At 46.9% G+C, this 23,734-nt stretch carries 15 protein-coding genes; 8 read left to right on the top strand and 7 right to left on the bottom strand.

The annotated features are described in order from the left end of the window. Positions 1–102: 102 nt before the first annotated feature. Entirely contained in the window at positions 103–3,084 is a 2,982-nt protein-coding gene (locus ACTHMC_RS09640) for a T9SS type A sorting domain-containing protein (protein ID WP_440412883.1), read from the bottom strand. 125 nt (positions 3,085–3,209) lie between these two features. Between ACTHMC_RS09640 and ACTHMC_RS09635 the strand changes: the two genes are divergently transcribed. Next, positions 3,210–3,482 (top strand): acylphosphatase, encoded by a 273-nt coding sequence (locus ACTHMC_RS09635; RefSeq protein ID WP_440412881.1) that lies wholly within the window; start codon positions 3,210–3,212, stop codon positions 3,480–3,482. A gap of 429 nt (positions 3,483–3,911) precedes the next feature. Beyond that, entirely contained in the window at positions 3,912–4,529 is a 618-nt protein-coding gene (locus ACTHMC_RS09630; RefSeq protein ID WP_440412879.1) for a hypothetical protein, read from the top strand. A 75-nt stretch (positions 4,530–4,604) separates the two neighbouring features. On the opposite strand, the gene ACTHMC_RS09625 is transcribed toward ACTHMC_RS09630, so the two are convergent. Then, positions 4,605–7,124: a family 20 glycosylhydrolase gene (locus ACTHMC_RS09625; protein ID WP_440412877.1), complete on the bottom strand. Its 2,520-nt coding sequence runs from the start codon at positions 7,122–7,124 to the stop codon at positions 4,605–4,607. A gap of 150 nt (positions 7,125–7,274) precedes the next feature. Continuing rightward, a complete protein-coding gene (locus ACTHMC_RS09620) occupies positions 7,275–8,219 on the bottom strand; it encodes an NAD-dependent epimerase/dehydratase family protein (RefSeq protein WP_440412876.1) in 945 nt (314 codons plus the stop codon). Between the two features lie 303 nt (positions 8,220–8,522). Here ACTHMC_RS09620 and ACTHMC_RS09615 point away from each other — a divergent pair, with 303 nt between their 5' ends. From ACTHMC_RS09615 to ACTHMC_RS09605, 3 genes are all read left to right on the top strand, one after another. Continuing rightward, positions 8,523–8,918: a hypothetical protein gene (locus tag ACTHMC_RS09615; protein ID WP_440412875.1), complete on the top strand. Its 396-nt coding sequence runs from the start codon at positions 8,523–8,525 to the stop codon at positions 8,916–8,918. Between the two features lie 77 nt (positions 8,919–8,995). Then, positions 8,996–12,058 carry a ligand-binding sensor domain-containing protein gene (locus ACTHMC_RS09610; RefSeq protein ID WP_440412873.1) on the top strand — a complete coding sequence of 1,021 codons (3,063 nt, stop codon included), beginning with the start codon at positions 8,996–8,998 and terminating at the stop codon, positions 12,056–12,058. Beyond that, complete coding sequence (locus tag ACTHMC_RS09605) at positions 12,059–12,808, top strand: LytR/AlgR family response regulator transcription factor (protein ID WP_440412872.1); 750 nt, start codon at positions 12,059–12,061, stop codon at positions 12,806–12,808. Between the two features lie 156 nt (positions 12,809–12,964). On the opposite strand, the gene ACTHMC_RS09600 is transcribed toward ACTHMC_RS09605, so the two are convergent. After that, entirely contained in the window at positions 12,965–15,358 is a 2,394-nt protein-coding gene (locus ACTHMC_RS09600; RefSeq protein ID WP_440412870.1) for an alpha-amylase domain-containing protein, read from the bottom strand. Between the two features lie 142 nt (positions 15,359–15,500). Between ACTHMC_RS09600 and kdsA the strand changes: the two genes are divergently transcribed. The 3 genes from kdsA to ACTHMC_RS09585 all read left to right on the top strand — a co-directional run bounded on the left by kdsA (position 15,501) and on the right by ACTHMC_RS09585 (position 17,678). Further along, the gene (gene kdsA / locus ACTHMC_RS09595; protein ID WP_440412868.1) at positions 15,501–16,322 is read left to right on the top strand and encodes a 3-deoxy-8-phosphooctulonate synthase; all 822 of its coding nucleotides are present in this window, start codon (positions 15,501–15,503) and stop codon (positions 16,320–16,322) included. 324 nt (positions 16,323–16,646) lie between these two features. Continuing rightward, a complete protein-coding gene (locus ACTHMC_RS09590; RefSeq protein ID WP_440412867.1) occupies positions 16,647–17,129 on the top strand; it encodes a MauE/DoxX family redox-associated membrane protein in 483 nt (160 codons plus the stop codon). 201 nt (positions 17,130–17,330) lie between these two features. Beyond that, positions 17,331–17,678, top strand: coding sequence for a hypothetical protein (locus tag ACTHMC_RS09585; protein WP_440412865.1), 348 nt, complete (start codon positions 17,331–17,333; stop codon positions 17,676–17,678). A 102-nt stretch (positions 17,679–17,780) separates the two neighbouring features. On the opposite strand, the gene ACTHMC_RS09580 is transcribed toward ACTHMC_RS09585, so the two are convergent. From ACTHMC_RS09580 to ACTHMC_RS09570, 3 genes are all read right to left on the bottom strand, one after another. Continuing rightward, positions 17,781–19,127: a RagB/SusD family nutrient uptake outer membrane protein gene (locus ACTHMC_RS09580; protein ID WP_440412864.1), complete on the bottom strand. Its 1,347-nt coding sequence runs from the start codon at positions 19,125–19,127 to the stop codon at positions 17,781–17,783. Positions 19,128–19,143: 16 nt separating this feature from the next. Beyond that, positions 19,144–22,662: a SusC/RagA family TonB-linked outer membrane protein gene (locus ACTHMC_RS09575; protein WP_440412863.1), complete on the bottom strand. Its 3,519-nt coding sequence runs from the start codon at positions 22,660–22,662 to the stop codon at positions 19,144–19,146. Between the two features lie 5 nt (positions 22,663–22,667). After that, on the bottom strand, positions 22,668–23,734 hold a 1,067-nt coding region (locus tag ACTHMC_RS09570), incomplete at its 5' end, for a hypothetical protein (RefSeq protein ID WP_440412862.1).

Raw genomic sequence — 23,734 nt, 5'->3', positions numbered from 1 at the left:
TTTCCGGAACAGAACGCATAAACTTTGTGATCACTGATCTTAAAACAGAAAGCGCCTCACCATACGGTGAGACGCCTGTGTTCAATAGCAGATAGTGTGATCTTATTTTTTCAGAAACTTCTCCGTGTGTCTTATACCCTGTTTGTCCAACGCCTCCAGCAGGTACATGCCTTTGGTGAGCTGCTGAACAGGTACTGTAATGAGGGAAGAAGGATTTTGTCCCTCGTTTCTCCATACTGGTCTGCCCTGCATATCGAGTATCCTAAGGCTGGAAATATTCTTCGCATCATGTTCGATGTAGAGAACGTTCTCAACAGGATTGGGAGACAGGGTCAGCTTCAGCATCCTGCCTGTGCTCACAGCAGCGATATCGCTGAAAGCAGAATTGTTATCGATATCCACCTGGCGGAGTCGGTAGAAGTTCTTACCTGCCGCAGGAGCAACATCAGTGAATGCATATTGCTTTACATCATTGGTAGTACCATGGCCATCTACCCAACCGATCTTCACAAAATTCTTTCCATCAGTGCTGCGCAGGATCTCAAATCCTTTGTTATCCAGTTCCTGTACTGTGGCCCAGCTAAGCTTTACTACATTGTTCTGCATTTCAGCACGGAACCTGGTGAGCTTTACAGGAAGTGTTGGCGACCCTTCCAGCGAACCGAATTCAGAGAAGCTGCTGGTGCTGCCTTCCAGGTAAAAACCGTCGGCTGTGAAATCCGCATTGGCCGGACTTCCGAGCAACTCGCCACCGGCAGTATTGTTACTCATTTCACAATCTTCCCAGCTGCCGCTATAATGTGCTACACCCAGCTCACCTCTTGTTGTTGCAGGTTTTTCGATGGCAGTTTTATAATCCTCAAATTCACTGTTCTTGTAGTACAGTCTTACTTTCACCGGTACAGGAAAATTAGCTGAAGGATATTTCGATGAATTGAAATTGAAATAACGGGGCAGGTATTTTTTCCTGTTAACGGTATTGGTTGGGATATTAGCTGCGCCTAACCCGTAATGCCTTGTATTCAATGTAACGGTACCCAGATCGTTTCCGTTTGGATGGATACTGGCAAGCAGTTTGCCCGTGCCATCAGTAATATCATACCACTCAGTGCCTTTAACATTGTTAGCAGTGAAAGTGCGGCAGCCCGTGGCCACAAAATCAGCGATGCTGTAATCTATCCGGAGAAATTCAAATGTTATCCTGGAAGTACTGGTTGTTTCCCTCACCCTCAGTTCCACTTTGGAATTACCGTCAAGCCCTGACAGCGCCAGGGAGGTAGTACCTCCGGTATGCATCACCACACCATTTACAATAACCATGACCTGGTCTTCTACAACAGTGATGTTAAGCCTGTAATTGCCCGCAGGAAAACCTTGCCTGCGTAAACTGAACAGGAAATTATCGAAGTTGACAGGACAACCCACGTAACCTGTTGCGGAAGAAGGAGACTCGAAATAATTCCAGTGATCAGAGGTTACGATATTCAATCCGGTGGCCGTGTAAAAACCGCGGTAGCTGTTTGTAACCAGATTGATGTCATTTCCGTTGAATGCATAAATGTTCCAGGCGTTATTACCAAATACCGAGGTATCGCCCTGAATGGTTGCCACATTCACTTTTACTTCATCACTGTATGCTGTGGCATTTGTATTGTCTGAAGCTTTCCTTCTGAACCATTTGGTTTGTGATAGTGCACCAGCCTGATAGGTAGCACTGGTGGCGCCGGGAATATTGATCCAGCTTGCACCGGCCAAAGAGTCCTGCCATTGATAGACGATCGTTGCTGGTGCTGCGCCTCCATACGCGGCAATATTATTTACGAAGGCAGCAGGTGTTTCATTGAGACAAATATTCTGAGGCTCCCCGATATCTCCGCCATTGATGGCGCCTGCGCGCATCTCTATACTCATGTAGGCATCACCGGAAACATCCATCAACCTTACTTCCACTTCTGAATCAGGCGTAAGCGGCCCCAGTGATATTGCTCCTGAAGAGCCTGATTGCTCAACGCCGTTCACATATACGCGGAGTGTACCCCTAGACTCCAATACCTGCAATACATAGTTTCCGGCAGGAAGGCCTTTCCGCCGTGCGGCCAGTACAAAATCATTATTGGCCACCGTGCAGCCCAGGTAGCCGGTTGCAGTGATGGGCGTAACACCGGCATTCCAGTCGCTCCGTGTATTGAAGTTCAGTCCTGTTCTTGAATAGAAACCTTTATAAACGGAAGTGCTGAGATTGATCACCTTCGACTGGTACACATAGAAATTCCAGCCGGAGGTTGGAATAACAGCCGGATCTCCGGATGGCAGATAATTAACTTTAATGATGGTGCTGTATTCGGTAACACCTGCAAGCGTTGCCTTTCTTCTGAACCAGGTGGTTTGTGTAAGTGCAGGAGACTGATAAGTGGCAGTCATTGCACCGGCAATATCCTGCCATGATCCTGACTCAGTGGAATCCTGCCATTGATATACGGCAGCGGCATTACCACTGAATGCAGACTCAAGATTGGTAAACAGAGCAGGTGGAGCAGAAGAACAGGCATCCTGGTTGCCAGCGATAGCTCCTCCATCGGTATAAGCAGCAACACCCACTGCATCGATTTCATTATAACCAGTGACAGCCGGTGAATTAAGGGCAATGCGCAGTTTGCTCACAGGGAAAGCAGTAAGCGGAAATGCCACACTGAATACACGCGGACAGGTTGGGAAAGCTGCTGCCGTTCCTTCATATACTTTCTCCCAGAGACCGGAAGAAGGATTCATCACGTACACTGTATCAACAGCACCGGGGTAATAGGTTTCATGAATGAACACACGGCTGATTGGCGCAGGGTCGCTGTATTCCAGTTCAAGGAATTCACGCCTGTTATCCGCCGCCCCGGACGCCCAGGCACTGCCATTATCGCCACAGCCAACCACATTGGGAGCTCCCGCAGCATTGGATGCGCTCCAGCTGCCGGTTGCTCTGTTCTGCGAGCTCCAGGCAGTAACCCTTGTAGCATATTTTATCTGTGCATCTGCTGCATCAGACAGTAAAAACAAAAAAATAAAAATGAGGGATGAATACAATTGTTTCATACGTACAAATTGTTATATCAATAATTTACAGGGAGGTTATTCAGGAATTGATCATGCAAACCTATTGCAGCGGGCGTGCATACGCCATAGCATAAATATGCTAAATTGATGCTACCTTCACTGGCATGCTGCAGACCTATTCAATTATTGTGACAGGAAAAGTGCAGGGCGTATTCTATCGCCAAAGCACAAAAGAGCGGGCTCATGACCTGAATCTGACGGGTTATGTAAAGAATCTGCCGGATGGTACGGTTTTGATCATGGCATCCGGTACAACAGAGCAGTTGTTGCAGTTGGTGATCTGGTGCAGGAAAGGGCCGGCCAGGGCGAAGGTAGAGGAGGTGAAAGTAGAGACGGTGGCGCCGGCTGTGTTTATGGGATTCAGGATTGAGAGATAGTTGTTCTAACGATATAATACATACGAATTTGAAATAAGAGCTCTACCTTTGAAGAGTTCCCAACCAAATTGAATTGCGATCATTCGATTAATTCAACATGGTTGCTTATGTCCTTCAGATTTTTATTCAGGGGAACTTCACTTGGTTACAAAGGAAATCTTTCAACTCTTCAGATACCAAGAACCAGTACTTCAAGTCATCCCGTTAAGGCCATTTGGTTTGCACTGGAATGTAGAAGATTGGGACAGCCCGTAATTTACCTTTTTGACACACAGCGTCTTCAACACTTTGAGTATTCTGTAAACTGTCTGCACTTAATTGAAAGTGAATTTGCTTTTGATATGACACCGGAGCAATTTTACCTGATCTGTGAAGGGTATATACTTTGCACTGATTTTCAGCAAATAATGAAAAAGCTAGATAAGGAAAATGCAGTCGCTCAATATCCCATTATTGAATATTACAGGCAAAGCGTCCACCAAAGTATTCGAAATTCTGAATATCGAAACCAACCTGCCATCCAACCAGATATGGCTATTTTTCGATTATGCCAACACAAATACATTTATTAATAGAGAATATTCGCTGAGTTTTTCAGAAAAACCGCTTAGTGACGTGATTTTCCATATGAGGATTTTGAAATGCCTCGATTCTTCTGGCAATAGTTACCCTGAAATTCCAGAAGGCCACAAATCACTTTGTAAAGTAGCATTCTCTCCTTTCATCCCCCAGGAAATTAATAATCTAAAACTACTTGATGGTTGGGCATACAACCCAGACAGCGTTAAGCTGAAGCTCAAAGAGATTACAGATACTAAAATAAACGATTCGGCGCTGAATGACATTTACACATTAGCCTATATCTCGCTGAAGAATAATATTTTACCAACATCTGATATTATTTCAATCAGAGAATTTTATGAATATCTTGAAAAGTTTCTTCAGGTAGATCATAACCGGGCAGAATTCATCTATCTCTTCTTTGTTAAACAAGGTAAGATCAAACCAATGAATAACGACAAGATTGAACTGCTTCCGGCTGTTTAATCTGATAAAATAAACAAACCAAAAGCGGCTTGCATAATACAATCCGCTTTTGGCTTGTAGTTACGTATAAAAAAACTAATTCTTCACCTCCGCAGTCCTACCTCCTCTTCCCTTCGTATTAAAAGCCTTCACTTTGATCAGTCCTTTTTCAGTAATTGGGCCTGTATATATTTTACTCTTCAGATCCGGTTCTTTTCCATTGGTTGTATACCTCATCTCAAGACCCGGAAATTGAATATTCGCTTTTACGATTCCGTTCTCTGCCATCAATCCCGGTGTGGGTATGCGATAGCCAAAGCCACCAGCCAGGTGATCCAGCTTTGGCAGTTCACGCTTTCCTACCCTGTTCACAAAAGTTGACCAGTCTTTCCAGTATGCAGTACCAGCCATTGGCTCGGCCTCTGAAGCCCAGGCGGGATCGGCACTCCAGGCACGCTCAGACAAACCGAGTAACTTCGGGAGCAGCATATATTCCATCAATTGCGGACTTACCAGCGTTTCGCTCCAGAGCAATCCCTGCATACCTGTGATATGCTGCTTACCATAATCGGTCAGTCTTTCCTTGTGCTCAAAGAATGAAGCCGGCAGGTCATTGTTGAATTTATCCTTGCGAGCATTACGGTAGTAATCGTAAGGGATGAACTGCCAGGGTTTGTCAACATCTATGAAACCTCCCCAGTAATAACCCGGCTCATCGAAATTCTTGTAATAACACATATCGAAATACACATTGCTCACAGGTGAGAGCACAATCTCATACCCTGCATTCGCCAGCCTGTAAGCCAGGTCTTCTGCCCCCCAGCCTAACATATTGTTCCATACATCCAGCTGAAAGATGCCGCGGGCAAAATCGGGATTGGGAATATAATGAGGCTTGCCATCGAGCTGCGTTTTACGCATGCCTGCTTCTTCCCAACCGTAGGCAGAAAGACCTCTTTCCTTCAGCAGGTTGTTCACCTTCTCGTAATAATAATACCAGAGATCACTGGTGTTATGCAGGCTGGGATGTTTCGCAACCAGGTCCTGTGCAATGGGTGATTTCTCCCAAACCCCACCAGGCAATTCATCGCCGCCTACATGGATCATGCTGAGTGGCACACCTGCTTCTTTATACATCGCAATGAAATCATCGAACACACGTGCGAGGAAACGGTACACACCGGGATTGGCCACATTCATGGCATTATCGCGCCAGCCTTGTACTGAACTGTATTTCGACTGATCATTGGGATCATGCAGCATGTATTCTTCAGCTGCCTCACGCTTTCCTTCTTTGAGCAGGCGTTCATAACGCGCTTTCATACTGATCACAGCTGCACGCGCATGGCCCGGGGATTCTATTTCAGGGATCACGCGGATATGTCTTTCCTGCGCATATTTCAGGATCTCTATAAAATCTGCTTTGGTATAATGGCCGGTACCGGATGAATTGTTATCCGGGCCAGAGCCGAAACTGGGGATCAGTTGTTTGCTTTCATCGATGGGAAAACCTCTTCTTGCGCCGATATTGGTGAGCTCAGGGATCGAAGGCATTTCAATCCGCCATCCTTCATCCTCGCTGAAATGAAAGTGAAATACATTGAGCTTATACAATGCCATCAGGTCAAGCGTGCGTAATACCTGCTGCTTTGAATGGAAATTGCGGCCCACGTCCAGCATAAAAGCCCTGAAACCGAAGCGGGGAGCATCTTTCACGCTCACTACAGGGATAGCAGCATCCGGTGCTTTTCCGGCCCATGCCTCTTTGGGTAACAATGAGCGGATGGATTGAACAGCATAAAATGCACCGGCGGCATCCCCGGCTTTGATATGAAGGGACCCGGCAGTCATATCAATTTCATACGCTTCTGCGGGCAGATCTGCTTTGATCAGATGCAGGGCAGCATCTCCGGCATTGCTCACATTGATCTGTTTACCGAGCACCTTACCAAGTTCTGCAGCTAATACTGGTGCTTCTTTGGCAAAGGCAGGATCAGAAGAAATGGAATTGATCTGACTGAGAGAGAACGAACCACCGTTTTCTTTATAATAAACCGGAGCAGGGAAGATCTTTGTTAAGCTTTCTGCCGGCAGGTCTTCTATCTTACTGTTCTGCTGGTAAAGATCAGCAGGAGTAGTGAAGCCATATTTATCACCGGGGGCCCGCTGGATCTGATTCAGCCGGGTGCTTGGGATCACCTGGTAATTGGCAACGGTGAGGCCCTTCTCAGGCTGACTGTCCAGCACCCAGAAAAGTCCTGCAGGAGCATCAGTGAAATTGATCACCCAGTCACTGGCTACAAACGGAACTTTCACTGACTGTCCGGGTTTGAGCCCGATAAAGTCCGCCGCAGGCTTGAGCTGGTACAGATCGCCATTGATATTGACGATGCTCATACCCCCTCCCACCGATTCAGGCCGGATGGAACGGGCTATATTGAAATAAAGCGACCACCCATTTGCGGGGAGGTCGCTTTTTCCATTATTTATGAATGTAAATGCACTCTGAAATCCAGGTTTGCCCTGGTAATGGTTCTCGATGATCTCCCATTCTACTTTTACCTGTTGAATGGGCGGAACACTGCTGCGCTTCTGAGCTGTTGCTGTAATAGCCATAACACATAGAAAGATGACGGGATACACAATCCGTAGCATAGGCATGCAAATGGTTTGTTGGGTTTTGAATAATGCAAGCAACACAATTATATATATGTGATCTACATCATCAATTTGTAACCCTGATTTCCGTCAAATTCCTGCAGCTGCCTACATACCGAGGTTGTCCAGCATGTCTTTGGTCATCTTGGACAGATCATACTCATGTTTCCAGCCCCAATCGCTCCTCGCAACGGAGTCATCGATGCTCGCCGGCCAGCTGTCTGCAATGGCCTGACGGTAATCGGGTTTATAATCGATCGTAAATTCCGGGATATGCTTTTTGATCTCAGCGCCAATCTCCGTTGGAGAAAAACTCATACCGGAGAGATTGTATGAATGGCGGATATTGATCTTGCTGGCCGGGGCTTCCATCAGTTCGATGGTGCCACGGATGGCATCGGGCATATACATCATCGGAAGATAAGTATCTTCTTTGAGGAAGCAGGTGTATTTTTTCTCTTCCAGCGCTTCGTGGAAGATTTCCACTGCATAATCCGTAGTTCCACCGCCGGGGGGGGATTTGTAACTGATCAGACCAGGATAACGGATACTGCGTACATCCACTCCATAACGCTGATGATAATAATTACACCAGAACTCTCCCGCATACTTGGAAATGCCGTAAACCGTAGCAGGCTCAATGATGGTCTGCTGCGGACAATTCTGCTTGGGAGAAGTTGGTCCGAATACAGCAATACTGCTTGGCCAGTACACTTTGTGGAGTTTCTCTTCCCGGGCAATGTCCAGCACATTCAGCAGGCTCTGCATATTGAGGTGCCATGCCAGGTTGGGATTCTTTTCGCCGGTGGCGGAGAGGATAGCTGCCAGCAGGTAGATCTGGGTAATGTTCTGGCGGATCACCTGAACATGCAGCATTTCTTTATTCATTACGTCCATGCTCACATACGGACCGGTTCCTTTCAACAGCTCATTCTCTTCTCTCAGGTCGGATGCAATGACGTTGGCATTGCCGTAGATCTTACGGAGAGCAAGCGTTAACTCCACTCCGATCTGCCCGGAGGCGCCAATTACGAGGATCTTTTCTTTCATCATATGGGTGACTGTTTCCTTTACGGGGCGTAAAAGTAAACAGTACCGGCTCAACCTCAAAAAAATTTACTAACTACCGTTTGCTCACCCATTTCCGCATTCTGCTCAATATGTCTTTTTTACGCAGCAATTCCCCGGCAATTTTATGCCTGTTTCCGAGAGCTGCCCCAAGAGTAAAGACCGTTTTTATAACGATGATACATACCCGCAACCTCCAATCGCTGTGTTTTGGTCCGGTACAGGCCTGCGGAAGACTATCCCGGTATTCCGCGGCTTTTCCGGAAAACAAACCTCAATTATCGAATTATGAATAAACTGATTTTAATACTGGGAATAATCGTGTTTGTTTCCTGTAAAAAAGGAGACAAAGGTGACCCCGGAACAGACGGCAATGCCAATGTAGTGCAGTACAATTTCGGGGAACAGAACCTGCTGGCCAATACATTTGTTACCCTGCAGATCAACACTACAGAAGACACCCTGAACAATTCCCACTGGTACGTTTACCTCTTTGCCGAAACCCTCAACCGGTGGTACCAGATCCCGGGTCACGGACAGGGAGGCACCACCGAATACCGGGTAAGCACCGGTTTTTCTGCCGGCAAAGCAAATATTTACATCGATAAGATTGGTCCAGGAGAACGATATGCCAAAGCCCGGGTGATCAGGGTATACGCCAATCGCCAACAAACACCGCCATAACCCATCTTCCTATATTTTAACCGGCAGCCCTACCAGGAGCTGCCGGTTTATTTTAACTTGCATTCAAACCTGTTTCCTTGATCCTCCTCCGATACTGCCTGGCTGCCTGCTTCCTGCTCTGCTGTCAGCTGCTTGCTGCCCGGCAGAAAGAACTATTCTTTGAGCACTACACCTCACGCAACGGACTTTCCCAGAACAGCGGCTATTCAGTGACCCAGGACAGGTCCGGGTTTATCTGGATGGGCACACAGGAAGGCCTCAACCGCTTCGACGGCTATGAATTCATCAGCTACCGCAAACCCTTCGCCGGTTCCCACTCCACCTCCAACCAGGTTGACGCACTGCTCACCAGCTCTTCCGGTCCCCTCTGGGCAGGCACACCGGACGGCCTCTTTCTCTTCAATATCCAAAGCGGCCAGTTTGAGACCTTCAGCCGCTATTTCCAACAACCCGCGTCCGCACCGGATAGTATCGGTATCCTCAAACTCTTTGAAGATCCACGGCACAAGACCTGGATACTCACCCGGCACAATGGCCTTTTTATAGCAGACAGCAATGGCAGGTGCCGTCAGCATTTTATTGAAGAAGGCCGCAACAACAGGCTCACCGATATTGCATCAGACGGAATACAACAGGTATGGGTATGCGATATCAATAACCTGTACAGCTATAATACCATTACACAAAGTTTCAAACAGATCAGCATCCCTACCGCAACAACCGAAGGCATGAAATTCCGGAGTATCTGCTGGTTCAACAAGGAACTCTGGATCGGCACTGCGGAACACGGCGTTTTTATCTATAACCCTATCACCGGTATCACGCGTGCTTTCAACCCTCCCTCGCACGACGGCACCTTGCATGCCGTTACCTGCATGCTGGCAGACAAACAACAACAGCTCTGGATCGGCACACGAAACGAAGGGCTCTATCGCTACAACCCGGCAACAGCCCACCTCACGCGCTGCCGCTACCAGGATGACCAACCCGGATCCCTCCGCAAGGATTTCGTGCTCTCCCTCTTCGAAGACCGCCAGGGCATCATCTGGATCGGGCTCAGCGGAGGCGGTTTTGCCAAATACGATCTCTACAATTCCATCTTCCATACCATCAGAAAAAATTACCGGAACAACAGCCAGCTGAACGACAATATGCTCTTCTCCCTGTTCAGTTCCGGAAACGGAGAGTTGTTCATCGGCGCACAGAACGGTGGCCTGGTAAAATGGAATACCATCAATCAAAGCTTCACCAGTTATAAAGACCCTTCGCCCGCAGGGGTAACACATAATACTGTGTACGGAATTGCATCCGGCAATAATAACCAGCTATGGCTCGCCACCTGGGGAGGCCTCTGCCTGCTTGACCTGAATGCCACACCCGGCAATGCTTTCAGGTCGTTCTCCACAGGCAGGGATATCGGTAAGACCTATCTCTATTCCGTCTTCAAACCCACCGGAGGAAACAACATGCTGGTCAGTGGCGCCAACGGGCTTTACCAGTTCGATACGGAAAAAAAAGAATGGATCGATTGGGTGGACAGGGATAGCTTCCTGCTCAGCAACAGGCCCGCCATCCGCTGCTTCCTGGAAGACAACAACCATATGATCTGGATGGGTACCGAAGGCCTTGGCCTCCTGCTACTGGACCGGAACAATAACCGCATCACTCCCATCCAGCTTCCTCAGCTCAATACCAAAAATATCCGCAGCCTGCACCAGGATAATAATGGACAATTATGGATCGGATCAGACAATGGACTGGTGCAGTTCGATCCCGTCAACAGGAAACTGATCCGCATCTGGCAAACAGCAGACGGACTTCCCAACAACGTTATTTATGGGATCCTCAGCGATCAGCAGCAAAGGCTCTGGCTCAGCACTAACAATGGCCTGAGCTGCTTCGATCTACGCCGTCAGCGCTTCTTCAATTATGATATCAGTTATGGCCTGCAGGGCACGGAATTCAATACCAACTGCTGCTACCGCGATCCAAAAGGTGTGATGTATTTCGGAGGCATCGAAGGACTCACCTGGTTCCACCCCGGTTCCGTGCCGGAAGACAAATTCAATCCTGCACCCGTGATCACCGGTTTTCATGTGATGAACAATCCCCTGCAATCAGACTCCTCCCTTCAGTACCGGCAACATATCAGACTGCAACCGAACCAGAATTTCTTTTCCATCGATTTCTCTTCATTGAATTTCTCCCATACTAACCGTACCGTATATGCGTATAAACTTTCCGGTATCGATGAGGACTGGGTCTTCTGCGGGCACAGAAGAAGTGCCGGCTACACCAAACTGCCACCCGGCAATTATACTTTCCAGGTTAAGGCCGCAAACAACCAAGGTAACTGGAATTCAACCATAACAAGCCTCCGGATCACCATTCTGCCTGAGTTCTGGCAAACGAAATGGTTCCTCGCCACAGTGCTTACACTGGCAGTAGCCCTCACCTGGTGGCTGATCCGCAGAAGGATCAGGCAGATCAGGCATGAAGCCCGTTTGCAGCAAAAGATCAGCACCACAGAGATGATGGCCCTGCGAGCACAGATGAATCCACACTTCATCTTCAACTGCATCAACAGCATCGATGCACTGATACAGAGCAACGACAAATACAATGCAACTGTTTACCTGAATAAATTCGCCCGCCTGATCCGCAATATCCTCGACAGCTCCAACCAGCCTGCCATTCCGCTCAGCAAGGACCTGGATACACTCAGACTGTATATAGAACTGGAACAGCTGCGTAACGAAAACAAATTCACCGTGAGCATACAGGTACCCGATGATATCCTGCAGGACGACCTGAAAGTGCCACCACTCATCATTCAACCCTACGTGGAGAATGCGATCCTGCACGGACTGCGCAATCGCCCGGGCAATGATGGAAAGCTGGTCATCTCCATTTCCCGTAATAATGATTATCTCCTATACCGGATCGAAGACAACGGTGTGGGCCGCGCCGCCGCCAAAACAGGGATCCGCAAAGAGAATATTTCCTACGGCATGGCCATGACCCGTGACCGTGTAAAGCTGTTCAATAAAGAAAACGATGCATCCGTTCAGATCACAGACCTGGAGCAGCATCACCAACCCGCAGGCACAAGAATAGAAGTACAATTAAAAATTCAATAAATGCTGTCAGCCATCATCATAGACGACGAAGTGAAGGGGCGCATCGCCCTGAAGAAAAAACTGCAGGACTATTGCCCGGAAGTGACCGTTACCGGGGAAGCCGCTGATGGCATGCAGGGCATCGCACTCATTGAGCAACTGCAACCACAGATCGTTTTCCTGGATATCGAAATGCCAAGGATGGATGGCTTTGCCATGTTGCAGCAATTACCGGAAAAGAAATTCCACCTGGTGTTCACTACAGCATATGACCAGTACGCCATCAGGGCCATCCGCTTCGCTGCCTTCGATTATCTCCTAAAACCAGTGGACATAGAAGAATTACGCAACACCATCAGCAAGATCGTAGCCAGCAAAGAACAGTCGCAAACAACCCGGAAGCTGGAAGTGCTGGCCGATAATCTACAATGGAACCATTCGTTGAACAAGATCGCCATCCCAACCATTGACGGACTGCTCTTCTTCAATGTAAAAGAAATCATCCACCTCGAAGCACTCAGCAATTACACAGTGATCCATTTCACCAATCACCCGAAACTGACAGCCAGCCGGACCTTGAAGGAGTTTGAAGAATTACTGCCACCGGATATCTTTTTCCGGCCGCATCATTCACATCTCATCAATCTTAATTTTCTGAAACGGTATATCAAGGGAGATGGAGGACAGATAGAAATGCAAAATGGAGATTATGTGGATGTGGCGAGAAGGAAGAAGGAAGAGTTTCTTCAAAGGATATTGCAGGGGAAATAACAACGTGTACACAAGCAAAAACAAGGTGCGCCCAGTAGCTCGCCTCTGGCGAGTTACTTCTATTTGTTCGCCTCTGGCGAACACCGTGTCGCCGGGAGGCGACGGAATAAAAGTCACTCGCGGGGACGCGAGCGACTGGGCACACGCTGACCAATCTCATCTTTTATCAACTACCAGCTTTTTTGTTTCCGTTCCGGCACTGCTGCTCAATTTCAACAGGTATACTCCGGTACTTGCTTTATTGGCATTCCAGTTCACATAATGTTTCCCAGCCGGTAAATTCTTCTGCAACAGATTTTCCACTAACTGTCCGTTCATATTGAAAAGCGACAAACTCGTAAAACCCGGCTGATGCAGTGTAAAACTGATCCGGCTTGTATTCCGCACCGGGGCCGGATTCCCGGAGAGATCATAGATCTCTATATTTTCCACCTGCGGCAGTTTCGGCGTTACCGCCATGGGATAAGTGGAAGTACTGGCTGTTTTCGGAGCCGTGTAAGTGGCTTTCACAAATACATTCTGTGCCGGATTGGAAGCGCTTGTATTCTTCACTCTTATTTCATACACACCTGTGGAGCCCGGCGAGTATGTAAGGGTGAGCGTGCCTGTGCCGCTGACTGTCTGCACCTGCGTGCCACCGCTGTTGTACAGGTTCACCGTAAGATTGGGGGTTGTATTGGATGGATATACATTCACGGTAATGGTTTTGCCGGATTCCGCGAAGATCTTTCCTACATTACGAAGGCTGGTTGAACTGGCAGGCAATGCGCCGCCCTGTTGCAGGGAACTGGCATGTGAATCACCCAGGTCATTTGCCATCTCCCATTCCTGGGTGGTAGCCCTTTGCGTGGGATTGAAACCTCCTGTAATGCCAGCTGGTCCCCAGATACAATACCCCCTGCGCGTATTGCTGCCATCACAGGGTGGTACCCAGATAGTGGCTTTGCCGGTGGCGTCCGTCCAGATATCACTCACATTGGCGCCAGAATAATCATGCAGCTGCCGGTTAGCGCCAAAGTCAGTCTGAACAGTTGCACTCTGCCAGGTATTCCAGTTATCATTCACGCCAACGATGGCATAACTGTTCTCGGGCCCTGCATTGTACCCTCTTTCAATGATCAGCAGATCGGCTGCCTGCCAGCGCACTTTGTATGTACCCTTTTTGAAATTCAGTTTCTGGTGGCACCAGATGATATTAGCAATATCATCGCGCACAGGCAGATCTGTTACACTGGTAGGAAGATGCGAATACCTTTTGCTGGTACTGCCTACATTGAAAAGGTCCTCGAAGAAAACCTGTGGTGAGCCATCTACGGCAAAAGCGATGGCGTAACTGGCAGCAAGCCGCACATCGAAGGGATCGATATGGCCGCCACCGAGTTCATTGCCGCTGTCCCACCCTGTATAATTACCATTGGCATCCTTGACAGGGCGGAAAGTATCGTGGTTGTTGACGAAAGGTACCGTCCTGTAACGATTGGTCTGTTGTGAGCCGGGAATATTGGCCAAGTTATAACTACCGCCTGCACTCACCATGTTCTTGATTTCCTGCCGTAGGCTGAAATCGAAAGTGCCCACCAGGTCTTCAGAGCCACCGTTACTTGTTCTTACATTGTTGATCCAGGTATCCAGATCAGTGGCGCTGCCTACATATTCTCCCACGGCAAACATGTTGGCGCCGCCATTTGCCCAGCCTGCGTTGTACTTGGCATTCCAAATGAAATCCTGCATGGCCCAGGATTCAAAATGCTTGACTGCATCGAAGCGGAAACCATCCACACCCGTTTGTTTCTTCATCCATATTAGCCAGTTTCGTGAACCGGTGCGCATATAGTTGGTAGTCTGCGCAGGGTTATAAGTGGCATTGGAACTGACACCATAAGCACCGGAATTGTAACAGATATCCGGACCAAAGAAGGCGCCACAGATATCGCCCGAATTACAGGCATGATCTGAATTGGCATGAAAATTCTGGTAGTTCTTGGGCCAGCGGCCGGAACGCGCCAGGTAGTTGGCAGCCGTTTCAGAACCGGCCGGCGTGGAATAACTCACGTACCGGAAATTCTTGTAGAGGTTACCATCACCATTGGCGCTGGCAGAAGGATCCTGACCGCCATCACCAGTGGCCGATCCGGCATTATCCATATGATTGAACACCACATCCTGTACCACATCCATTCCGTTGGCGTGCAATACAGCCACCATGCGCAACAGTTCATTCTTGTTTCCCACTCTTGTCTTCAGAGATCCCTTCTGGTATTTATCACCCAGATCGTACTGATCAAATGGCGAATACCCATTACTGTTAGTTCCTGCATTTTTGATACTGGGTGGCACCCACACGGCATCGATACCGAGATCACGGAGGCGTGGCCCGAGGTCAGACAGATAATTGGCCCAGCCGTTATTGTAATTGTTGTTCCAGTAGTCCCACCAGAAGCCCTGCAATACCACTTTGCCGTTCCAGGGGTTTTGTGCAGCTGTGCTGCCGGAGATAAGGAGTAATATGGCCCACACGAGCGTGCGGACCCGGAAGTAGATCTTTTTCATACAGCAACCATTTTAAGATGATAAGGTTAAAATACTATTGTGTATAATTTACACATTTTATAGACGATTAACAAATTTGTTTAATATGGGTCTGTAAATCACCTGCTTATGCTAATGGTCAAACTATTGTATCTTTGCGGCCATGGAAAAAATGCTAAAAGACCTGTTTGCCGGTCAGCAGTATGACGAAAAGAATTTCTTCCTGATCGCCGGCCCCTGTGTTGTGGAAAGTGAAGAGTTGTTGATGGAAGTGGCCGATAAAGTGTCAGGCATCTGCAGGAACCTGGGTATCCCTTATATTTTCAAATCTTCTTACCGCAAAGCCAATCGCACGAGTGGCAGCTCTTTCACCGGTCTGGGTGATGAAGTAGCGATGCAGTATTTAAAGAACACGGGCGAGAAATACAAGCTCCCTGTTACATCAGACATACATGCACATGAGGAAGCAGCATTGGCAGCACAGTATATCGATGTATTGCAGATACCTGCATTCCTTTGCCGCCAGTCCGACCTGCTGGAAGCAGCAGCAAAGACCGGTAAGATCGTGAATGTAAAAAAAGGACAATTCCTCAGCGGACCATCCATGAAGTTTGCAGCTGAGAAGATCCGCCAGGCTGGGAATGATAAAGTGATCCTCACAGACCGTGGTAATACTTTCGGTTACCAGGACATGGTGGTTGACTATCGCAATATTCCCTGGATGAAAGAACATGGTGCACCGGTGGTAATGGACTGCACTCACAGTCTCCAACAACCGAATCAGACCAGCGGTGTTACCGGGGGTAATCCACAGATGATCGGTACCATTGCAAAAGCAGCTATTGCAACCGGCGCTGATGGTTTGTTCATCGAGACACATCCGAACCCTGCAGTAGCCAAGTCCGATGGTGCCAATATGCTGAAACTGGACCTGCTGGAAGATCTCCTGCAGCAGCTGGTGCGCGTAAGAAAGGCGGTAATCTGATAAGTATCACTTCTTATACAGAACTTTTGTAATAAGGCCCGGAAAATTCCGGGCCTTATATATTTTTATGAACACCGGATGTATTCTTCTCATTGTGAAAGGGGTTCCGGTTATTGTGTTCAAACAGTAAAGAAATTGCTCCCGAATTCAAAACAGCTTAATTGATTTTCGTCACATCTTTGTATTCCAAACAACGAACAAACGACCTTAATCAACCTACGTCTTCCCCAAGACTCCCATCAGACCCAAACCGGAAACGGATGATCTCTGTATCATTCATTACGACCAATGTATTCATACTGCTATAAAAAGTTGTAACGAATTATGAAAACTAATTTCATGACGCGCAAGGCTATTGTGGATGTGATAGCAGCGTTACTTATCCTTTTATTCACGTATACCGCAGTCAGTAAACTAATGGAAATGGACTTATTCAGATTCATGTTATCTGAATCACCAGGGATCGGTTCAAATGCAAGCTGGCTATACATTGCAATTCCAGCGACGGAGCTGTTGACAGCAGCACTTCTCTTTTTCCCATCAACACGTTTGAAAGGATTATACGCATCATTTGCATTGATGTTATCTTTCACTGTCTATGTAGGGTATATGATAGGCACAGGTGATAATCTTCCCTGTTCCTGTGGCGGTGTAATCTCTGCAATGACATGGCAACAACATTTGTATTTCAATATATTCTTTACGCTCGCGGCTTTGGCAGGAATCATACTGCACCGTAAACATTTCAATTCTCATTCAGGGGATAACAGGGCCTTGCTGGCTCATGGTTCGCCTCCCCATGTCTGATGTACAAAAGAGAGGTTTCCCATACAACTACTAAATACTTAAAGCATTTATTGGCCAATAAGCGCCTGTCTGTATTGCGCAGTACGGATGGGTCAGGCACTCCGGTGGAGGAGTCCAACGTGGCAGCGATGCCATAAAAGGGAAAAGCTGAAAACCTTAAAAAGAGTAAGCATTAATCATTAACCTTTTCAATTATTTCTTATGAAAAAGTATCTGTTAGGCGTATTCGCCGTAGTTCTGGCAGTTGGTTTCAGTGCGTTTACAAAATCTGAAGCTCCTAAGGCTGACAAGAAACAAACTGTTGTTTATGTACTTTACAAAACTGCTGAGGCTCAACCTCAGAACCAGATTGCAAACTACACACAACAACCTGCGGCTCCAAGCTGTCCGGGTGCGGTAAGACTCTGTGCAATCCGTATTGTTGATCCAAACAATGACGGTGTTATCTCTCAAGCTGAATTCTCTTCAGTTTTCACTACGCTTGATACCGATAGCGATGGTACACTGGATGACCAGACAGAATCTACCACTTTGCTGAAGAAATCCTAGGATAATTCTTCCGTTAAAGAGAAAAGCCGTCCTCCCCCGGGAGGCGGCTTTTCTTTGGTACACCAGTAAGTCCGGTTTCAAAAGCAAACCGGAAGGGAATGATCAACGCGGGTTCTGTGGAATGCCACTGATATTTATCGATTGCTGAGGGATCAGCCATGTATACCGGAGATCACCAGGAGTAAGCATATATTCCTGACTATTGAGGGTCCGTTTGATTGTTGTACGAAATGCAGGATCAGTATTGAGTCTGCGGAGATCGCTCCAGCGGGTGCCACGGAACATCAGTTCCTTTTTCCTCTCCTGAAGGATCACTGCAAGAAGCTGCGCGGGATCTGTAGTAGTGATAGCCTGGTACATGCCTGTGGCCCATCGGCTTTCAAGCAGATCATTGATTGCTTTCAACGCTTCCGTGGTTTTTCCTGTTCTGACGCCTGCTTCTGCTTTGGTTAAATATATTTCATCAACCGCCAGTCCGTTGAAAAGCAAATAGCTTGCTGTGTAATTTCCCTTAAATGCATAAGTGCCATCGCCATTATCAATAAAGAATAATTTTGTACGGAGATCATCTGCATCAAAACTATCATGCAGGGTTGAGTCTACCCTTGCCATCCAGTAATAGGCATTTACCGGTATATCTGTTGCCGTGTAATAAATCACTTCAGGGTTGGAGGTCAGTCCGGGTAATGGAAATTCAGGCTCTTCACTTACTGTATTGTAGTCGATCAGCCCGGATGAGATCTTCAGGCAGGAATCACTGAAATCATAAGCCAGCTGGTAATTCCCCAGCAGCAGGTGCACCCTTGCCAGTAAAGCAAAGGAAGCCCGGCGCGAAGGCTGTGTTGCATGCGTATTTACTGGTGGCAGCAATCGGGTTGCATCCCTGATATCCAGCAGCAGTTGATCATAAGACTGTTTTAATGAAGAACGGCTGACAGCCTTGTTGAAATCAGAGCTTAGCCTTATGGGAAGCCCCAATGCTGAGCTTTCATTTCCAACATAGTGAGGAGCATATACCTGCAACAACTGATAGAAATTGAAAGCCCTTAAAAAGAGCGCACGCCCTTTAAGGTCATCCCATTTTGCAGGATCAGAAGACCTGTCTGTTTTATCCAGGTTTTCCAGTATGGTATTGGCATTGAAAATGGCCCTGTAAAAGAAGGCCCAATCATAGGTATCCTGTGCCGCGCCATTCCATATATAGGATTCCATACTGAACTGATCGAGCGACTCCCAGTCTGCGGTCAGTAAATAATATTCGTCGGAGCCCGCATTCGCCGCCACCATCCCTATATTCAATTCTCCGGCATTGTTCAATAAAAGCTCAATATCCTCCAGGTTATCAGGCACAGAAAGATTCTGGTTTGATTTCAGATCAAGGTATTTTTTGCATCCACCTGTGAAGAACATGCCGGATATTATGATGATAAAACTGATTACAACTTTCATTTGTTCCTGGTTAAGGTTAGAAACTGAGTTTAAGCCCTACTGCATAACTTTTAGGTACCGGGTATCCAAATCCACCCGCAAAACCCGGATCAAGTTTTTCTTTGTTGGCTCTCCAGATAAATCCCAGCTCACTGGCAATTAAAGACAGCTGTACATTCTGAATGAATTTCATTCCGAAAACCGGCGTACCGATATCATAGTTCAAACGGATATATTGCAACCTGATATTATCACCCTTCAGCACATTGGTGCCGGTTGCATTATAAAACACATCGCGGAAACCATTTGTAATGGGATAGATCATGGAAGGCACGGTGGTGAACGCCTCATCCCCACTCTGTTTCCACCTGCGTGAAAAATCAGGATGCGTATTCCCATTATTGAAGATCGAATTATAGGAAAGTGCATTCCTTCTGAAATAGAAATCGAACTGGTATAGAATGTTTACACCAAGGCTGAAGCCTTTAAATGAAAAAGTATTATTGAGAAATCCATAAAATTTCGGCAGCCCCGAACCGTGATACACCAGGTCGGCCGTATCGAGCCCCTGTTGCAAAATGGCGAAATAATCCTTACTGATCTTGCCATCCAGGTAACCTCTCGGATCACCATTTTCAGGATCCAGTCCGGCAGACGGCACACTGTAGATTCCATACGGATCCCTTCCACGCACCAGCAGTATTCCTCTCCCATCTCCGATCAATCCCTGTATGGTTCTTCCCCTTTCATCGATCTGGTAATCCTTTGCATCTGTTTTTGTATAGTTGAAGGCAAGATTGGATGTCCATTTAAATGCTCCATCAAGGTTTACACTGTTGAGATCCACCTGTACTCCTTTTGTGATCAGGCTTGCACTGTTCTTTCTCACACCATCCAGACCCGTTGCAGGATCCAGCAGCGCATTCGCGATCAGGTCATCGGAAATCTTCCTGTACCATTCAACAGATCCCCCGATACGTGAGCCTTTCATCCTGAAATCAAGTCCAAGATTAAGCTCGGAAACCGATTCCCATCTGAGACTTGGATCTGTTGGTGAATTGATCACTGCAAACGGCTCGTTCACCAGGTTCAGAATGGCAGAGAAACGGGTAATGGTGGTGTACCTGCTCAACGCATTGTTTACATTTCCCCTGAAACCATAAGTAGCTCTCAACTTCACAAAAGGAAACAACTGAGAATGATAGAATTTTTCGTTGGACAATTCCCAGCTGACGCCTGCCGACCACAAAGGCTTCCATCTGTTATTGGTCTCCACGCCAAACAGGTTGGAAGCATCCCTTCTTGCGCTGGCCGACACTGAGTACCTGTTGTCATAGATATAGGATGCATTCATGAAAAAGGAAACGAACCTGTCGGATATTTTTGAAAACCCAAGCGTTGAAGGGATCTTGCCCACTCCATTCCCTAATCCGTTGAACAAGGAATAAAGCGTATCCAGGTTTACCACGGCAGCGCCCAGGGTTTCTTTATTAAAACCGTAAACTGTATTACCGGAACTCTCCAGTATCTTCTCTCTCGTTTCAGCCCCCGCCAATGCCACTACCTGGTGCACTGAGTTGAAGGTTTTGCTGAAATTGACCTGTGTTCTGAAAGACTGCGCAGTCAGTTCAGCACGGTTTTCCTGCAGGATCCCTCCACGTGGAATGCGGTATACCAACTGGCTTCCATTCAGACGCGAGTACAGGTTTATGAGATTTCTTGTATAGTAGGTTTCCCTGCTGTTATAGTTTGAGTTGTCAGTAGTGCCTTTTTCATATTGATAAAGAACCTGAACGCTGAGCGACTTCAACAACCTGTAATTGACGCCTGCATTCAACAGAAGGTCCATTGTATTTGTTACATCATCTCTCAATCCTATTTCCTGCAACGGACGGTATTCCCAGTTCTGAAGTCCTGGTACATTGAGAGACTGTAGATAACTCAGTCGGTAATCTCTCGCTATTGTAAGGGGCTGTCCCGCAGCATCTGCAAACTGTGCATAAGGATACAGTGATCTGACCGGGAATTGATTATTGTAGTTGTACCCGTTGCTTCCGATCTCGCCGAGCGCATTGTTGTGCAGCTTCCCTGAAGTGAATCCCACAGACAGTTCCACTTCAAGGTTTTTTAGCGGCATGAAGGCGTTATCACTTCGCACTGTAATACGTTTATTATCGTTGCCCCTGAGTGCTGTCAGTACCTGGTCGTACCCAGCAGACAAAGCATACCTGACATTCTGCGTACCTCCGGTAAGGTTCATGGCATATTGCTGACTGACGGTTTTCCTGTATATAAAATCACTAAAATCCTTTCTTACATCCTGCGCACGCAGAGCGTCTATACGAGCATTCGCTTCCCCTTCCGGCAATTGCCCGTTTTTTTGCCGGGCCAGGATCTCCACTACGGGAGAAATGGCTGGTCTTGTAGTATTGGCAGGATCGATATCGTTATCAAAAAAACCTTTAGAGAACAGGAATTTTTCCACGTCAATAAAATCGGAAGAGCTCATGGCCGGTAAATAAAAAAGATCCGGCTTGTCCGTGACCTTAATATTACCTGTAACTGAAAGCCTCGTTGGCTGTTTATAATTCCCCTTCCTGGTTGTTATGACTATCACTCCATTACCAGCCCTGGCGCCCCAGATGGAAGCAGCAGCCGCATCTTTAAGGATCGTTATACTCTCCACATCATTTGGGTTGATATTGCCGATATCACCTTCATAGGGGAAATTATTGAGCACGATCAGTGGCGACTTGATAGATTCCGTGATTGTACTCAATCCGCGTATGATCACATTTCCGCCACCGATGATATTACTGGAAGGAGAAAGACTTCTCTTATCAACCAGAACACTGCTGCTGATTCCTTCCAGCCTGCTGAGAATATCCGTACTGATCTGCTGGTTGAATTTCTTATTGCTGATCTGCTCAAAGGAGCCGGTAGCCCTTTCTTTGGAGATCTGTTGATATCCGGTATTGATCACCACCACTTCTTTCATCTGCTCTGCTGTTACACTTAACTTCACAAGCAGGTCCTTCTCCCCGGAAAGCCGGATAGTCCTGGCTTCATAACCGATGCTGGATACATTGATCACTGCATTTGCGTCGATTCCCGTGAGTACAAAGCTCCCATCATTTCCGGATGCAGCCGATCTGTCAGTCCCCCTTACGGATATTGTGACACCGGCAAGAGGTTCTCCCTTTTCATTTACTACGCGGCCGGACAACTCATTCTTTTTATTATAGTTTGCGACAGGCGTTTCCTCTGCCTTTCTTTTTATGATGATAGTTTTACCTGATATTTCATACCGGACAGGCTGGTTGGCAAAGATCTTATCAAGCGCTTCTTTAATGGGCGTATTATGGAAATTGATGGTTACCGGCCTGGCAGTGCTGACAACATCCACGATATAAACAAAGCGGAATTCCGACTGCTTTTCGATTTCCCTGAATACTTTGATTATCGGTTGTTCTTTTACCGAAAGCGTTATTGATTGCGCACGGGTGATCAGCACAAAGAATAATGCCGGTAAAAAAATGAGTAAACATTTTTTCATTGCTGTTATTTATATTCACTGATTACATACATTTCTTTCCTTGCATTTCCAGGAACAAGATCGAATCCGTTTTGCTGTAGCTCTTTTCTGAGATGCATATAATCAGTAAATGCATCCTTACTGAATTTCATATTCACCCGGGCATGATCAGCAAAGCCGGTATTATTGACCACAAGCCGGGGAATATTACTGTTATACAGGTTAAGGAAAATAAGGAAATCGGAGATCTTTTCATTTTCCACGAAAGAGGAATCTTCGGGAAAATGATATCTACTGTTGGGCTCTCCCTTTTCATTGGCGGCTTGTATCACCTGATCACGAATAGTTACCAGCAAATAACAGGGAACTTCCCTTTCTTCTTTTTTTACTGTTATACCAAGCAGATCGAGCCACCGGGTAAGGTCCTTCCTTATAAACGATCTCCGCTCTTCGTTACTCAGTCTCACAGGAAGCGTAACAGAGTAACAATAAGCATTATTCTTAGCCCACTGGTCATAATATTGCGTATGCAGATCACGCAAATACCTTGTTCTGTCTTTCACTTCCAGCAACAGGTCTTTGGGATTGATATAACCTGTTCCCTGTCCCTGCAGGGAGCCATCAGCCAGTGCCAGCAGGTCTTTATTGAAATGATTATAGGTAACGGTCTGCTTCACACTATCTACTATCTCCGTATCCGTTCCATCGATCCCTTCCATATAACCGGTCAGTGCAGAATAATAGAGGGTAGCCGGCACTGCTGCCTCTCCATTCATCACACTCAATAACGGTTTATCATACCCGAAACCAAATACATCTTTTTTGACCGGCCAGGGCAAATGCTCCTCTTTTAAAGCCATCGCTATATTTTCCGGTGTAACGTATTCGGTACCGGTAATGGCTTTTACTATGCCATTGCCATCGATCCAGACAATATGAGAAATGAATTCAAAAGGAAAATGTTTATATAGAACATCATCCTGTAAAACAGTTGGCAGATTAAAATTTTTGAGGGCAGGAAATGTTTTCAGGGCTTTTGCAAACTGCTCCGGACTGGCAAGCCTGGTAACAGTGATCACTTCCACCTTATCCC

It is taken from the genome of Pseudobacter sp. (genome assembly GCF_051955275.1).
GTDB lineage: Bacteria > Bacteroidota > Bacteroidia > Chitinophagales > Chitinophagaceae > Pseudobacter.
Note: the sequence above shows the minus strand (reverse complement) of the source record. Positions and strands in the feature narration are given on the sequence as shown.

What these genes read in the sequence shown, in the direction of transcription:
- kdsA (WP_440412868.1), top strand. Translation starts at nt 15,501, where the DNA reads ATGGAAAAAATGCTAAAAGACCTGTTTGCCGGTCAGCAGTATGACGAA.
- ACTHMC_RS09620 (WP_440412876.1), bottom strand. Translation starts at nt 8,219, where the DNA reads ATGATGAAAGAAAAGATCCTCGTAATTGGCGCCTCCGGGCAGATCGGA.
- ACTHMC_RS09630 (WP_440412879.1), top strand. Translation starts at nt 3,912, where the DNA reads ATGCAGTCGCTCAATATCCCATTATTGAATATTACAGGCAAAGCGTCC.
- ACTHMC_RS09615 (WP_440412875.1), top strand. Translation starts at nt 8,523, where the DNA reads ATGAATAAACTGATTTTAATACTGGGAATAATCGTGTTTGTTTCCTGT.
- ACTHMC_RS09580 (WP_440412864.1), bottom strand. Translation starts at nt 19,127, where the DNA reads ATGAAAGTTGTAATCAGTTTTATCATCATAATATCCGGCATGTTCTTC.
- ACTHMC_RS09625 (WP_440412877.1), bottom strand. Translation starts at nt 7,124, where the DNA reads ATGGCTATTACAGCAACAGCTCAGAAGCGCAGCAGTGTTCCGCCCATT.
- ACTHMC_RS09590 (WP_440412867.1), top strand. Translation starts at nt 16,647, where the DNA reads ATGAAAACTAATTTCATGACGCGCAAGGCTATTGTGGATGTGATAGCA.
- ACTHMC_RS09640 (WP_440412883.1), bottom strand. Translation starts at nt 3,084, where the DNA reads ATGAAACAATTGTATTCATCCCTCATTTTTATTTTTTTGTTTTTACTG.
- ACTHMC_RS09575 (WP_440412863.1), bottom strand. Translation starts at nt 22,662, where the DNA reads ATGAAAAAATGTTTACTCATTTTTTTACCGGCATTATTCTTTGTGCTG.
- ACTHMC_RS09635 (WP_440412881.1), top strand. Translation starts at nt 3,210, where the DNA reads ATGCTGCAGACCTATTCAATTATTGTGACAGGAAAAGTGCAGGGCGTA.
- ACTHMC_RS09585 (WP_440412865.1), top strand. Translation starts at nt 17,331, where the DNA reads ATGAAAAAGTATCTGTTAGGCGTATTCGCCGTAGTTCTGGCAGTTGGT.
- ACTHMC_RS09605 (WP_440412872.1), top strand. Translation starts at nt 12,059, where the DNA reads ATGCTGTCAGCCATCATCATAGACGACGAAGTGAAGGGGCGCATCGCC.
- ACTHMC_RS09600 (WP_440412870.1), bottom strand. Translation starts at nt 15,358, where the DNA reads ATGAAAAAGATCTACTTCCGGGTCCGCACGCTCGTGTGGGCCATATTA.